The 13,747-nt window shown below is 72.5% G+C and carries 14 protein-coding genes; 6 read left to right on the forward strand and 8 right to left on the reverse strand.

What is annotated here, in order from left to right; all coding sequences use genetic code 11:
- Positions 1 to 6 precede the first annotated feature (6 nt).
- The 3 genes from H300_RS0101855 to H300_RS0101865 form a co-directional block, all read right to left on the reverse strand.
- Entirely contained in the window at positions 7 to 762 is a 756-nt protein-coding gene (locus H300_RS0101855) for an SDR family oxidoreductase (RefSeq protein ID WP_028426050.1), read from the reverse strand.
- Between the two features lie 4 nt (positions 763 to 766).
- Positions 767 to 1,591: an SURF1 family cytochrome oxidase biogenesis protein gene (locus tag H300_RS0101860; protein WP_028426051.1), complete on the reverse strand. Its 825-nt coding sequence runs from the start codon at positions 1,589 to 1,591 to the stop codon at positions 767 to 769.
- 105 nt (positions 1,592 to 1,696) lie between these two features.
- Positions 1,697 to 2,713 (reverse strand): DEDDh family exonuclease, encoded by a 1,017-nt coding sequence (locus tag H300_RS0101865; RefSeq protein ID WP_028426052.1) that lies wholly within the window; start codon positions 2,711 to 2,713, stop codon positions 1,697 to 1,699.
- Between the two features lie 282 nt (positions 2,714 to 2,995).
- Between H300_RS0101865 and H300_RS24515 the strand changes: the two genes are divergently transcribed.
- The gene (locus H300_RS24515; RefSeq protein ID WP_078515634.1) at positions 2,996 to 3,934 is read left to right on the forward strand and encodes a sterol desaturase family protein; all 939 of its coding nucleotides are present in this window, start codon (positions 2,996 to 2,998) and stop codon (positions 3,932 to 3,934) included.
- A 48-nt stretch (positions 3,935 to 3,982) separates the two neighbouring features.
- Here the strand turns inward: H300_RS24515 and H300_RS0101875 are convergent, their stop codons facing one another.
- Positions 3,983 to 5,518: a S8 family serine peptidase gene (locus tag H300_RS0101875; protein ID WP_028426053.1), complete on the reverse strand. Its 1,536-nt coding sequence runs from the start codon at positions 5,516 to 5,518 to the stop codon at positions 3,983 to 3,985.
- Between the two features lie 262 nt (positions 5,519 to 5,780).
- Between H300_RS0101875 and moaA the strand changes: the two genes are divergently transcribed.
- Positions 5,781 to 6,770, forward strand: coding sequence for a GTP 3',8-cyclase MoaA (gene moaA / locus H300_RS0101880; RefSeq protein ID WP_028426054.1), 990 nt, complete (start codon positions 5,781 to 5,783; stop codon positions 6,768 to 6,770).
- Positions 6,771 to 6,823: 53 nt separating this feature from the next.
- Here the strand turns inward: moaA and H300_RS0101885 are convergent, their stop codons facing one another.
- The gene (locus H300_RS0101885) at positions 6,824 to 7,051 is read right to left on the reverse strand and encodes a hypothetical protein (protein WP_028426055.1); all 228 of its coding nucleotides are present in this window, start codon (positions 7,049 to 7,051) and stop codon (positions 6,824 to 6,826) included.
- 169 nt (positions 7,052 to 7,220) lie between these two features.
- Entirely contained in the window at positions 7,221 to 7,577 is a 357-nt protein-coding gene (locus tag H300_RS0101890; protein WP_028426056.1) for a DUF3099 domain-containing protein, read from the reverse strand.
- Positions 7,578 to 7,792: 215 nt separating this feature from the next.
- Here H300_RS0101890 and H300_RS0101895 point away from each other — a divergent pair, with 215 nt between their 5' ends.
- On the forward strand, positions 7,793 to 8,071 hold the full coding sequence (locus tag H300_RS0101895; protein WP_028426057.1) for a GlsB/YeaQ/YmgE family stress response membrane protein: 279 nt from the start codon (positions 7,793 to 7,795) through the stop codon (positions 8,069 to 8,071).
- 45 nt (positions 8,072 to 8,116) lie between these two features.
- Here H300_RS0101895 and tyrS read toward each other — a convergent pair whose 3' ends face one another.
- Complete coding sequence (tyrS, locus tag H300_RS0101900) at positions 8,117 to 9,544, reverse strand: tyrosine--tRNA ligase (protein WP_028426058.1); 1,428 nt, start codon at positions 9,542 to 9,544, stop codon at positions 8,117 to 8,119.
- 421 nt (positions 9,545 to 9,965) lie between these two features.
- Between tyrS and fabG the strand changes: the two genes are divergently transcribed.
- Both fabG and fabI read left to right on the forward strand, forming a co-directional pair.
- On the forward strand, positions 9,966 to 10,670 hold the full coding sequence (gene fabG, locus H300_RS0101905; protein ID WP_028426059.1) for a 3-oxoacyl-[acyl-carrier-protein] reductase: 705 nt from the start codon (positions 9,966 to 9,968) through the stop codon (positions 10,668 to 10,670).
- A gap of 5 nt (positions 10,671 to 10,675) precedes the next feature.
- Positions 10,676 to 11,455 (forward strand): enoyl-ACP reductase FabI, encoded by a 780-nt coding sequence (gene fabI, locus H300_RS0101910; RefSeq protein WP_028426060.1) that lies wholly within the window; start codon positions 10,676 to 10,678, stop codon positions 11,453 to 11,455.
- 125 nt (positions 11,456 to 11,580) lie between these two features.
- Here the strand turns inward: fabI and H300_RS0101915 are convergent, their stop codons facing one another.
- On the reverse strand, positions 11,581 to 12,270 hold the full coding sequence (locus H300_RS0101915) for a FadR/GntR family transcriptional regulator (RefSeq protein ID WP_028426061.1): 690 nt from the start codon (positions 12,268 to 12,270) through the stop codon (positions 11,581 to 11,583).
- Between the two features lie 126 nt (positions 12,271 to 12,396).
- On the opposite strand from H300_RS0101915, the gene H300_RS0101920 reads away from it, so the two are divergent.
- Positions 12,397 to 13,740, forward strand: coding sequence for an MFS transporter (locus H300_RS0101920; protein ID WP_051269301.1), 1,344 nt, complete (start codon positions 12,397 to 12,399; stop codon positions 13,738 to 13,740).
- Positions 13,741 to 13,747: the final 7 nt, after the last annotated feature.

Here is a 13,747-nt window from a genome sequence, read left to right on the forward strand (position 1 = left end):
TCCGCTTCAGATGCGGTGCTGGGCACCGCCGTCGACCGGCAGCATGGTGCCGGTCAGGTAGGACGCCGCGGGGGACATCAGGAACGCCGCCGCCTTTCCGAACTCCTCCGGGGTGCCGTACCGGCGGAGCGGGATCAGCGCGGAGTTGCGCTCCCGGGAGGCGTCTGCGTCCCCGGAGAGGGCGTCCAGCTCGCGCAGCCGGTCCGTGTCGATCCGGGAGGGCAGCAGGCCCACCACGCGAATCCCGCGTGGTCCCAGCTCGTTCGCCAGCGACTTGGCGAAGCCGGCCAGCCCCGGTCGCAGCCCGTTCGACAGGGTCAGCCCCGCGAGGGGCTCGGTGACCGATCCGGAGAGCACGAAGCCGATCACCCCGCCCTCGGTGAGCCGCTCGGCAGCCGTACGGGCCAGTCGTACGGCCCCCAGGAACACCGACTCGAAGGCCGCCTGCCACTGGTGGTCCGTGAGGTCGAGGGCGCTGCCGGCGGGCGGCCCGCCGACGCTGATGAGGACTCCGTCGAACCGGCCGAAGCGGGAGAGCGCCGTCTCCACGAGCTGTTCGGCGACCGCCGGGTCCGCGTTGTCGGCGGCGACGCCCACGGCCCGCGGCCCGAGTTCCTCGGCCGCGGCTTCGGCGGACTCGGGGGAGCGGCCGGTCACGACGACGTTCGCCCCGTCCGCGACCAGCTCACGGGCGGTGGCGAACCCCAGCCCGCGGGTGCCTCCGGTGACGAGGTATGTCCTGTCCTGAAAACCGAGATCCATGGGGTCAGTCTGCCGTGCCGGGGGCGGCCGGGGCGAGTGCGGGGGAGCCCCCGGCCGGTGCCATCGCTGCCGCGGCACGCCGGTCCCGTACCTCCCGGCGGACCAGGATCACCCAGCCGACCGGCACGGCGGCGACGAACAGCCACCACTGCACGGCGTAGGCCATGTGCGCCCCGATGCCGTCGTGGTCCGGGTCGCCGATCTGCTCGGCGAGGTGCGAGGCCTCCGGCTCCGGCTCGGTCGCGGTCAGCTCGATGTACCCGCTGAGCACGGCCCTGCCCTGGAGATCCTCCTGCTGCTCGCTGCTGATCAGCATGACCTGCCGGTCCGGCAGCCCGCCGCGGTCCTTGATGCCGGTGGACCCGGTGGTCTCGTCCGGGCGCAGCCGCCCGGTGACGGTGACCTCCCCGTCCGGAGCGGGGGGCACCTCGGGGAAGGAGACCTGGTCCGGCCCCGGGGGCACCCAGCCGCGGTTCACGAGGAGCACCGGACCCGCCGGCCGTACCAGCGGCGTCAGGACGAAGTACCCGATCTCGCGGCCGTCCTCGGCGGTGCGGCGGCGGACGACGACCTCGCGGGCGCTGTCGTAGACACCGGTGGCGGTCACCGGACGGTAGGTGTCCTCCTCGGGGACCCGCTGCCCCGGCCCGCTCAGCTCTTCCACCGGCACCGGATCGGCTGCCAGGCTGGCCGCCACGCGTTCGTTGTGCGCGACCCGGTCCTGGTGCCGGTGCAGTTGCCAGAAGCCGAGTTCCACCATGGTGGGCATCAGCACCAGGGCGATCACGGTGAGGATCACCCACTGCCGGGTCAACAGGAAGCGGTACACGTGCCCCGACGTTACCCGGCGTGCGGCCGCCGGCCCCGCCGGGGGTGGCGCCGACCCGCTCGGGTGGGCCCGCCCGGCGCCCGGCGCCCGGCGGCTACGGGCGGTTCAGGGGCGGGGCGCGGGGGAGACGTCGCGGAGGAGGTGGGTGAAGGCGGCCTCGTCGATCACCGGGGTGCCGAAGGCCCTGGCCTTGCCGAGCTTGCCGGTCGCGGACTCCGGGTCGTTGGTCACCAGCAGACTGGTCAGCCGGGAGACGCTGGTCGCGACGTGCAGACCCGCGTCGGCGGTGCGGTCCTCCAGCAGCTCGCGGTCGGTGGAGGTGTCGCCGGAGAAGGCCACCCGCATACCCTGGACGAGGGTGCCACCGGGCTGGTATCGGCCCGGGTTGGGGTAGGGGCAGGCCGGGCGCTTGCGGTTCGGCCGCCATGTGCGGGCACCGTAGGCGCTGCGTCCGGACGCGCCGCTCTCGGACGGACCGCCGGAGCCGGGGTCGGACCACTCGGTGAGCGGCTGGCAGGCCAGCAGGGGCAGCCGGACACCGTCCCGTGCCGCGCGCTGGAGGCTGGGGCGGAAGGCCTCGGCGAGCACCCGCGCGTCGTCCAGCGCGTGGTGGGCGCGTTGCTGGACGACGCCGTAGTGCGCGGCCAGCGACTCCAGTTTGTGGTTGGGCAGCGGCAGGCAGAGCTCCTTCGCCAGCGCTATGGTGCACAGCCGCTGCCGCACCGGGGCGGTGCGGGAGGCCCGGGCGTACTCCCGGGCGATCATCGTCCAGTCGAAGACGGCGTTGTGCGCGACCAGCACCCGGCCGTCCAGCCGGTCCGCGAACTCCTCGGCGATGTCGGGGAAGAGCGGCGCGTCCAGCAGCATCTCGGTGGTGAGCCCGTGGATCCAGGTTGGGCCGGGGTCGCGCTGCGGGTTCACCGGTGAGTACCAGTGGTCCTCGACCCGGCCGCGGGCGTCCAGCCGGTAGACGGCCGCCGAGACGATGCGGTCGTGGCGGGCGAGGCCGGTGGTCTCCACGTCCACCACCGCGTAGCCCTGGGGGTACTCGGCGGGCCACGCCGTGGCGGCGGCCTGCTGCGCGGGGATGTGCGAGGCGGCTGCCGTCTGGTCTTCGAGCATGGTCCCAGAGGATACGGGCCGTCACCGACAGCTCCGGCATCGCGGGGTGCCGCGGGCCTGGAGAGTCTCGTCCGGCAATGCCCCGTGATGTCCCGGTACCTGGCTCCCCGTCAGTCCCGACCCGCCGCCGCGCCGTTGGCCTTCCCGTCGAGCCCGCTCCGAGCGCGGAGTGACGGGGTATACGGTGCGAATCGGGCACGGCTCCGCTGTTGACGGTGCGTCTTGCATACTGCTCGGTAATAGCCTCTGGTCACCGCCGTCCGCAGGTTCTACCGTGCCGCTATGCCCACTGCCCTGCCCGACGTCGTGTTGTGGTCCGTGCCCGCCTTCCTGTTGCTGACCGTCGTCGAAATGGTCAGCTACCGGTTCCATCCCGACGAGGACGCCGCCGGCTACGAGGCCAAGGACGCCGCCACAAGCGTCACCATGGGGCTCGGAAGCCTCGTGTTCGACGCGCTCTGGAAGATCCCGATCCTGGCGGTCTACGCGGCCGTGTACGCACTCTCCCCGCTGAGCATCCCCATCCTGTGGTGGACGGTGCCGCTGATCCTGCTGGGGCAGGACTTCTGCTACTACTGGTCGCACCGCGGCCACCACGTGATCCGCGTGCTGTGGGCCTGCCACGTGGTGCACCACTCCAGCCGGAAGTTCAACCTGACGACCGCGCTGCGCCAGCCCTGGACCTCGCTCACCGTCTGGCCGTTCTACCTCCCGCTCCTCGCGCTCGGCGTGCATCCGGCCGCCCTGGTCTTCAGTTCGTCGGTCAACCTGGTCTACCAGTTCTGGATCCACACCGAACGTGTCGGGAAGCTGCCCGCTCCGGTGGAGTTCTGGCTCAACACCCCCTCGCACCACCGCGTCCACCACGCCTCGCAGGGCGACTACCTGGACCGTAACTTCGGCGGCATCCTGATCGTCTGGGACCGGCTCTTCGGGTCCTTCGCGGCCGAGACCGAGCCCTGCGTGTACGGGCTGACGAAGAACGTCGCCAGTTACAACCCCCTGGTGGTCGCCACTCACGAGTACCGGGCGATGGGACGGGACTGGAGGGCCGCCCGCAGTTGGTCCGAGAGGGCGGGGCGCCTGCTGCGCGGCCCCGGATGGCAGCCGGCCCCAGCGCCGCAGCCGACGGGCCGCCCGCTCGTGCCCGGAGTCGGCGGTCCTCCTGGGGAGGGCCGGGACGGACTGCCGCCCCGCCGCACGGCAAAGGGGGCCGGGTGACACCCGGCCCCCTGAGGACGGGGCGGTCGCCGCTCCCTCGCCCGTGCGTCAGTCGCGCACCGCCGCCAGCGCGTCCACGATGCCGTAGCCGTAGAAGCTGTTGATGCGCTCGGTCCCGGTGCACGTGGCCAGGTAGGCCCCGTCACCGCTGGGGTCGAATGGCCCGTCCGGGCAGGGGGTGCTGACCGCCTGCGCCTTCAGTCGCCAGCCGAGTTCCTGCGGGGTGACGTCCGGGTGCCGGCTCTTGATGAGGGCGGCCACCCCCGCGACGTACGGACCGGCCATCGAGGTGCCCTGGAGGAAGGCGTACTCGCCGTCCGGCATGGTGGAGAGCACGCCGCCGTTCTTCGCCGGTGCTTCGGGGACCTGGTAGCGGCCGTCGCCGCCGGGCGCGGCGACGTCGATCTCGCCGAGGCCGTGGTTGGAGTAGTAGGACTTCCGTTCCTGGGACCCGGTGGCGGAGACCGAGGTCACCCCCGGGAGCTGGGTCGGCAGGTCGGGGCACACCGAGGGGTCGATCTCCCGCTCCACCGGGGTGGAGTCGTTCGGGCTGGAGCGGTCGGTGAGGCTGTCCGCGGCGAGGTCGTGGTTGGCGTTGCCCGCCGAGGTCACGTGCGAGGTGCCCTCCCGCTGCGCGTACCGCAGGGCCCGGGTGACCGCGTCGACCAGGGCGCCCTGGTCCTCGTCGTCCCGGCAGGCGTACAGCCACGGGTCGATGTAGTAGCTGTTGTTGGTGACCTCGACGCCCTTGTCGGCGGCGAACATGAAGGCGCAGACCACGGCTTCGGTGTAGAAGAAGCCGTCGCCGGGCTCGCTCACCTTGATGGAGGACACCTGGACGCCCGGGGCCGCGCCCGCGATGCCGATGCCGTTGCGCGGGGCGGCGATGATGCCGGCCACGTGGGTCCCGTGGTAGCTGCCGTCCGGGTAGGGGCGCCAGGCGCCCGGCGAGGTGTCGGGCACGCCGCCGACGCAGTTCGCGGACTGGCCCGCGGAGAAGTTCGGGGCGAGATCCGGGTGGGTGTCGTCCACGCCGGTGTCGATGACCGCGACGGTGACGTCGCGGCTCCCCTCGCTGATCCGGTGCGCCTCGCCGGCTTTGATCTGCGGCAGCCCCCACTGGAGCGACTCCAGCGGCTCGTCCCCCTCGGCAGTGGTCCGGAACATCTCGTTCGGCTCCACGTACTCGGGCTCACCGATGTCGGTGGTGGCCGCGCTGCGCAGCGGCGCCGTGCGGGTGGCGCCCGCTGAATCGATTCCTTCCCTCGATCGGAGCGTGTCGCCGAAGTCCGGGTTGCTCGAGCGCGCGACCAGTACACCGATCTCCCGGTGGGTCGTGACGACCGTGCCGCCGGCCTTCCTGATCGCGTTCCGCGCCTTCTTCACCGACTCTCGGTCGGCTCCGGTGTTCACCACGTAGGAGAGGTCGGGGCCCTCCTGTGGTGAGGACGCCTTCCGCGCGGAGGACGTCTCCTCGGCGAGGGCGGTGCCCGCGCCGGGCAGCAGCCCGAGAGAGAGGGTCAGGGCCAGGCCCGCGGGTACCGCGAGAAGTCTCCGCCGCCGGGTGGGGGATCTCAATGCCATCGGTTCTCCATGTCCGGGTGAACACTGGTCGTGGTGCGCACTGTGGTCAACCGTCCATCCGACTATCGGATTTGATCGTTCGGCTGACGGGGCGAAGCTATCGCCGACCCCCGGGGACGGCAACGGCTTCCGGGATATCGGGGACGGAAAAGAGCGGAGAGGAGCAGGAAATGATCACATCGTATATTCAACGAACTGTTGAATGTCGGAGGCTTGCCGTACGCTGCAGAGCAGAAGTCCAACGCCGGGGAGGGCTCCGCGCATGCTGATCGACACATTCGACCGGGTGGCCACCGACCTGCGGGTGTCGCTGACGGACCGCTGCAACCTCCGCTGCACCTACTGCATGCCGGAGGAGGGCCTGCAGTGGCTGGCCAAGCCGGAACTCCTCACCGACGACGAGATCGTCCGGCTGATCCGGGTCGCCACCGACGACCTCGGCGTGACCCAGGTCCGTTTCACCGGCGGGGAGCCGCTGCTGCGTCCCGGCCTCGTGTCGGTGATCGAGCGCTGCGCCGCGCTGGAGAACCGGCCCCGGATGTCGCTCACCACCAACGGCATCGGCCTGGAACGAACCGCCGAGGCGCTGCGGGCCGCCGGGCTGAACCGGGTGAACGTCTCCCTGGACACCCTCGATCCGGACGTCTTCCAGCGGATGACCCGCCGCAAGCGCCACGCGGACGTGCTGCGCGGCCTCGCGGCGGCCCGGGAGCAGGGCCTCGCCCCGGTCAAGGTGAACGCCGTCCTGATGCCCGGGCTGAACGACTCCGAGGCCCCCGACCTCCTCGCCTGGGCGATCGAGAACGACTACGCACTCCGCTTCATCGAGCAGATGCCGCTCGATGCGCAGCACAGTTGGCAGCGCGAAGGCATGATCACGGCCGGCGACATCCTGGAGTCGCTCCGCAGCCGGTTCAGCCTCACCCCCGAGGGCGAGGAGCGGCGGGGCTCGGCCCCGGCCGAGCGCTGGCTGGTCGACGGCGGCCCGCACCGCGTCGGAGTCATCGCCTCCGTCACCCGCCCGTTCTGCCGCGCCTGCGACCGCACCCGGCTGACCGCGGACGGCCAGGTGCGCACCTGCCTCTTCGCCACGGAGGAGTCCGACCTGCGCGGCGCACTGCGCTCCGGCGCCGACGACGCGGAGCTGGCCCGGCGCTGGCAGACCGCGATGTGGGGCAAGAAGGCCGGGGCGGGAATCGACGACCCCGCGTTCGTCCAGCCCGAGCGTCCGATGTCGGCCATCGGCGGCTGACCCGCCGCCGTACGGCCTCGGGCCCCGGCCGTACGGCGATCCGCGCAGGCGTCTCAGTCGTCCCCGTGCTCCCACTCCGCCAGCGGCACGACGTCCTTGAGGAAGCCGCGCATGCCGAGGAACTGCCCGAGGTACTCGCGGTGCTCCTCGCACGCCACCCAGGTCTTCCGTCGCTCGGGCGTGTGCAGCTTCGGGTTGTTCCAGGCCAGCACCCATTCAGCGGGTGCCCGGCAGCCCTTGGCGGAGCAGTGGGGCGCTTCTTCGGTGGTCACGCCACCCATCCAAACACGGCGACGCCGAGCAGCCACGGGGGGAGCTGCCCGGCGTCGGTCTGCCGCTCCGACGGGGATGTGGAGCGTGTAGGAAGTATGGCACGCGGGCACCCGGGGGGTGCACCGTTACCGCGCGATTGATCTGAGCTTTCCTTGAGCTTTGCCCAGTGACGGAAACTCAGCCCGGAGCCCTGCCGCGGTCGTCCGGGGGGCGTCGGGACGACGGCGGTCCCTCGGCGGCGGCAGGCAGCGCGACCCGCGGCGGTGCCGAGAGGTAGCTCGACGGAACGGCCGGCGAGCGTTCCCGGCCGGCGTTGGCGATCACCACTGCGACGTAGGGGAGGGCGACCCCGAGCGCCAGCGTCACCACTGCCAGCGGCCGCTGCACGTCCCAGAGCAGCACGGTGAGCAGGACGGCGGCCGTGCGCGCCAGCATGGAGACGACGTACCGTCGTTCCCGGCCGCGCACGTCCTCGCTCAACCCGCGGCGGGCACCGCTGATCCGGTGAACCTCCGGGCTGTTCCGTTTGCGCATCACGCTCCACCACCTGATCCCGTGCCGGGCGGGGGCCGCCGCGGCTCCCGCCCACGGTACGCCCGGGAACGGCCGCGGCGGCCGGTGGGTGACTGCGGGCTGCGTCACCCCGCCCGGTGGGCCCTCACCCGTACGGCGCCGTGCGGAGTGCGGGTGCCGGCACCCCGGCGCAGACTTGCGGAGCACGCGCACCCGGCGCCGCACAAGGAGGCGAAATGAGCTGGCTGTGGGCAATCGTTCTGGGCCTGATCCTGGGCGCCCTCGCCCGGGCGATCCTGCCCGGGAAGCAGGCCATCCCCATCTGGCTGACGATCATCTTCGGTGTCCTGGGAAGCCTCCTGGGCAACGCGGTGGCCGGCTGGGTCGGGGTCGACAACACCGACGGCATCGACTGGATCCGCCACCTGCTGCAACTGGCGGGCGCGGTCCTGATCGTGGCTCTCGGCACTCCGCTCTACCACTCGCTCAAGGGCGGCGGCAGCAGAGCCAGGTGACCACCGGCCCCACGGGTCCGGCCCTGACGGATCGGTCCGGACCCGTCAGGGCCGGACCCCGGTAATCCGGGCGACCTTCCGGCCGGCCTTGAGGTAGTAGGTGCCGCCGGGCGCGGCCCCGGCCCCGGCCAGTTTCTCCGCCACGACCTCGCCCAGCGGGCGCAGCGCCTCCGCCTCGGAGAGCACGACGGATTCCTGTACGCCGCCGTTCGCCGGCTCCTCGATGAACCGCAGCCCGTTCTGCTTGGCGAGCCGCCGGGCCGCCGAGGTGCTGGGCGTGAACTTCAGCACCTCGGTGAGCACGGCCGCGACCCCCTCGGCCCCGTGCTCGCCCGCGTCCACCGAGGGCAGCGTGCCCACCTCGGTGAAGGACTTCTTCGAGAACTGCGCGACGAACCCCGCCCTGGCCGCCGCCGCCCGCTCGGGCCCGTGCAGGGCCCGCACCACCTCGCCGGCGAGGATCTTCTTCAGGTCCATCGGGTGCAGCGTCTTCTCGTCGACCCGGGACAGCGTGAGCGCGATCTCCGCGTCCGTCCACTCCGTCCACGCCTTGAGGTACGGCTCCATCAGCCGGTCGGGAACCGACATGACCTTCCCGAAGACGTCCTCGGCCGTCGCCCCGAGGCCGACGTAGTTGTCCTTGGACTTCGACATCTTGGCGCCGGTGCCGTCGGTGCCCTCGATCAGCGGCATGGTGAGGACCAGCTGCGGCTGCTGGCCGCGCACCTCCATGAGCGTGCGGCCCATCTGGAGGTTCAGCAGCTGGTCGGCGCCGCCGAGTTCCACGTCGCACTCCAGCGCCACCGAATCAAGCCCCTGCGCGATCGGGTAGAGCAGCTCCGACATGGCCAGACCGGAACCGGCCGCCAGCCTGCTGCGGAAGTCCTCCCGCTGCAGCAGCTGCGAGGCGGGCACCTGAGCCAGCAGACCCAGCAACTCGGAAAAGGTGAACGGCGAGAGCCACTCGCTGTTCTGCCGGAAGGAGACCCGGTCGAAGTCGAAGAACGGCCGCACCTGGTCCCGGTAGCCCGCCAGGTTCTCCGCGATGTCCGCGTCCGTCAGCGGCGGGCGCTCGGCCGTCCGTCCGGACGGGTCGCCGATCTTGGCGGTGAAGTCGCCGATCAGCAGTGTCACCTCGTGCCCCATCCGCTGGAAGCGGCTGAGGACGATCACCGGAACAGCGTGGCCGAGGTGCATGTCCGCCGCCGTCGGGTCGACGCCGAGCTTGATGCTCAGCCCGGCCCCCTCCGCCCGGCGCCGCTCGATGCGCTCGGCCAACTGCTCGACTCCCGGCAGTACCTCGACCGTGCGGGCCGCGAGCAGCTCCGCCTGCTCCCGGGCCGGCAGGTCGCGCAGGTCGAGTGAGCGGCGTGCGCCGGTTTCGTCGAGCAGCCGCCGTACGGTCTCGTCCGAGGAGAGGTCCTGGGCCAGCAGCTCACTGGCGCGCTGCACGGAGTCGCCGAGACGTGTCACGTTCTGTCCTGAGATCGGGATGGATGGGGTGCCCGGCCGGTGGACGGCACGGGCCCGCAGAGTCTATGCCGGGCCGTTGCCCCGGGGGCGCGCGGCGCCCGCCGCCCGCCCGGAGGCGGGCCCATGCGCCGCGCGGCCTCCACGTCCGGTCACCGCGCCTCCGCTCCGGCGATCTGCCCTGCCGCGGAGCCGCCCGTCAACGGGCTTTCCGGCGCCAGGAGGCGGAGGCGGCCCCGCCGCGCCGCGCCGCCCGTACGATGCCCTGCCGAGCGGCGACGCCTCCGGGCGGGCGGGGTTCTGTAGGGACTCCACAGGGCGTGACGGAAGCCCCTGTGGGCGGCCGAGTCCGTACGACTCCCGGCAAAACGATAGTTTCGTCCCTGCAGGCAGGGTTTCGACGACACACGGAAAAGGTGGTCCCTTGAGCCGCTCGGTTCTCGTCACCGGAGGCAACCGCGGCATTGGCCTCGCCATCGCGCGTGCGCTGGCCGAGGGGGGTGACAAGGTCGCCGTCACCTACCGTTCCGGCGAGCCGCCGGAGGGGCTGCTCGGCGTCCGGTGCGACATCACCGACCCCGAGCAGGTGGAGCAGGCCTACAAGGAGGTCGAGGAGAAGCAGGGCCGGGTGGAGGTGCTCGTCGCCAACGCCGGCGTGACCCGGGACCGGTTGCTGCTCCGGATGTCGGACGAGGACTTCACCTCGGTCCTGGAGACCAACCTCACGGGCACCTTCCGCATGGTGAAGCGGGCGTCCCGCGGCATGCTCAGGGCCCGCTCGGGACGCATCGTGCTGATCTCGTCCGTGGTCGGCCTGCTGGGTTCGGCCGGCCAGGCCAACTACGCCGCCTCCAAGGCCGGTCTGGTCGGGTTCGCCCGCTCGCTGGCCCGGGAGCTCGGCTCCCGCAACATCACCTGCAATGTGGTCGCCCCGGGGTTCGTCGACACCGACATGACCCGCGTGCTCAACGACGAGCAGCGCGAGAAGATCATGGGGCAGATCCCGCTGGGCCGCTACGCGCAGCCCGAGGAGGTCGCCGCCTCGGTGCGCTTCCTGGCCTCCGAGGAGGCCGCGTACATCACCGGAGCCGTCATCCCTGTTGACGGCGGATTGGGCATGGGGCACTGAACACTATGAGTGGACTTCTCGCAGGCAAGCGCATTCTGGTCACCGGAGTGCTGACCGACTCCTCCATCGCCTTCCACGTGGCCCGACTGGCGCAGGAGGAGGGCGCCGAGGTCGTGCTGACCGGGTTCGGCCGCCTCTCGCTCGTCCAGCGGATCGCCAAGCGGCTGCCGAAGGAGGCCCCGGTCATCGAGCTGGACGTGCAGGACAAGGAGCACCTGGCCGGCCTGGCGGCCAAGGTCTCCGAGCACCTCGGCGAGGGCGTCGGCCTCGACGGAGTCGTGCACTCCATCGGCTTCGCCCCGCAGGACGCGCTGGGCGGCAACTTCCTGAACACCGAGTGGGAGTCGGTCGCCACCGCGGTCGAGGTCTCCGCCTACTCGCTGAAGTCGCTGACCATGGCGCTGCTGCCGCTGCTTGAGCAGCGCGGCGGATCCGTCGTCGGGATGGACTTCGACGGGCAGGTCGCCTGGCCGAAGTACGACTGGATGGGAGTGGCCAAGGCCGCACTGGAGTCGACTTCCCGCTACCTCGCCCGCGACCTGGGGGCGAAGGACATCCGCTGCAACCTGGTCTCCGCCGGCCCGATCAAGTCGATGGCGGCCAAGTCCATCCCGGGCTTCGAGGAGCTCGCGGACGTGTGGAAGACCCGCGCCCCGATCGGCTGGGACCTCGCGGACCCGGAGCCGGCGGCCCGCGGTGTCGTCGCGCTGCTCTCCGACTGGTTCCCCAAGACCACCGGCGAGATCGTGCACGTGGACGGCGGTGTGCACATGATGGGCGCCTGACCCGCACCGGCGCCGCGACCGGCCCGTGTCCGCCCCGTTCGGGGGGACACGGGCCGGTCGCGTTCCCGGCGCTCCCAGTGCGCTCCCCGGGGCCCGTGCTCACACGCGGCGTCCCGGACCCCGGCTCAGCGGGCCTTCGCCCGCGGGGCGGACGGGCGGCAGGAGACCGCGTGCGAGCCCGCCTCACGCGCGGCGGCCTCCGCGTCCCGGGCACGGATCGCGGCCACCACGCGTGCGTGGTCGACGTGCTCCTCGTCCCGCAGCTCCTCCCCGACGTCGTGCCGGAGGTACTCGCGCAGCACCGTGCCGAGGTCGGCGTAGACCGCGGTGAGGACCTCGTTGTGCGAGGCCGTCACGACCGCCAGGTGCAGGGTCGCGTCGGCCTCCACGAAGCGCTCCACCACCCTGGACCGCCAGGCCTCCTCGCGCCGTTCCAGCAACTGGTCCAGCAGGCCGAGATCGCGCTCGGTGCGGCGCAGCGCGGCCAGCCGCGCGCCCTCCGCCTCCAGGGCCGAGCGCAGCTCCGCCACGTGCTGCGACGCGGCTCCCGAGAAGCGGCGCTGCATCACTCCGGCCAGCTCGCTGGTGGCCACCACGTAGGTCCCCGACCCCTGCCGGATGTCGAGCAGGCCGTTGTGGGCCAGCGCTCGTACGGCCTCCCGGACGGTGTTCCTGGCCACTCCCAGTTGTTCCACCAGCTCCGGTTCGGTCGGGATGCGCTCTCCCACCGGCCATCCGCCGGAGGTGATCTGGGTGCGCAGCGCCTCGATCACCTGGTCGGAGAGGGCGGAGCGGCGCGGTGAGTCGAGCGGCATGGCTCTCCCGGGGGTCGTCCCGGCGGCAGGGACCGCCCGCATGAAGGACGCGGGCCGCCGCGCTCCGCGCGGGCGCACAGCGCACCGGGTTGTCACTGATTCATCCCATCATTCTATGATGACCGGATGGAACGCAAGGACCGGCCCGCCCCGGAGTACACCACCGTCCTGGAGCGTGCCCCGGCCGTTCCGGACAGCGGCGCCCCCGGCGCCGCGCCCTCCCTGCCGCGGTGGACCGTGCCGGTCGTCGCCGCCGGGCTGGTGCTGGCCGGACTGAACCTGCGGCCCGCGGTGGCCGGGCTCGGGCCGCTGCTCGAAGAGGTGCGGACCGGGATCGGCATGAGCAGCACCGTGGCGGGCCTGCTGACCTCCATGCCTGCTCTGTGCTTCGCGGTCTTCGGCAGCCTCGCCCCCCGACTGGCCCGGCGCCACGGGCCGACCGGCGTCGTCCTGCTGGGAATGGCCGCGATCACCGCCGGGCTGGCGCTGCGTCCGCTCGCCGGGGGCACCGCGGTCTTCCTGCTGACCAGTGCCCTCGCCCTGGCGGGTATCGCCGTCGGCAACGTGCTCATGCCGGTGCTCGTCAAGCGCTGGTTCCCGGACCGCGTGGGCACCATGACCGGCCTCTACTCGATGTCCCTCTCGCTGGGCACTGCGGCGGCCGCCGCCCTCACGGTGCCCGCCTCTCGCGCCCTCGGCGGCGACTGGCGGACCGGACTGGTCCTGTGGGCGGCCCTCGCGGCGCTGGCCGTCGTCCCGTGGGCCGCGGTGGCAGTGGCCGGGCGGCGGGCGGGCGGCCCCCGCGCCGCGGCCCCGGGGGACGCGCCCGGTGGCCGGGCAGGCGGACCCGCCGGCGACGGCACGGCCGGAACACCCGCCGGGCAGACGGACCTGCGGATCACCCGCTCGGCGACCGCGTGGGCGCTCGCGGTGTTCTTCGGGTTCCAGGCCACCGCGGCGTACGTGATCCTGGGCTGGCTGCCGCAGGTCTTCCGGGACGCGGGCCTGCCCGCGTCCACCGCCGGCCTGCTGCTGGCCGTCACGATGGGCCTGGGCATCCCGCTCTCCTTCGTGCTGCCCCGGATCGCCGCCCGGCTCGCCCACCAGGGTCCGCTGGCGGTGCTCCTCGGCGTATGCGGACTCAGCGGCTACGCCGGCCTCTGGTTCGCCCCGGCGGCCGGGGCCTGGGCCTGGGCGCTGCTCCTGGGCGTCTCCAACTGCGCCTTCCCGCTGGTGCTGACCATGATCGGGATGCGGGCCCGCAGCGGCCCGGGGGTGGCCAAGCTGTCGGCGTTCGTGCAGAGCACCGGTTACCTGATCTCCCTGCCCGGTCCGCTGCTCGTCGGCGCCCTGCACGGCGGCACCGGCAGTTGGCGGGCGCCTCTGCTGCTGATGGCCGTGCTGATGGCCCTCCAGATCGTGGTGGGCACGATCGCCGGCCGGGACCGGTGCGTCGAGGACGGCGACTGAGTGCGAG

Source organism: Streptomyces sp. TAA040 (assembly GCF_000424845.1).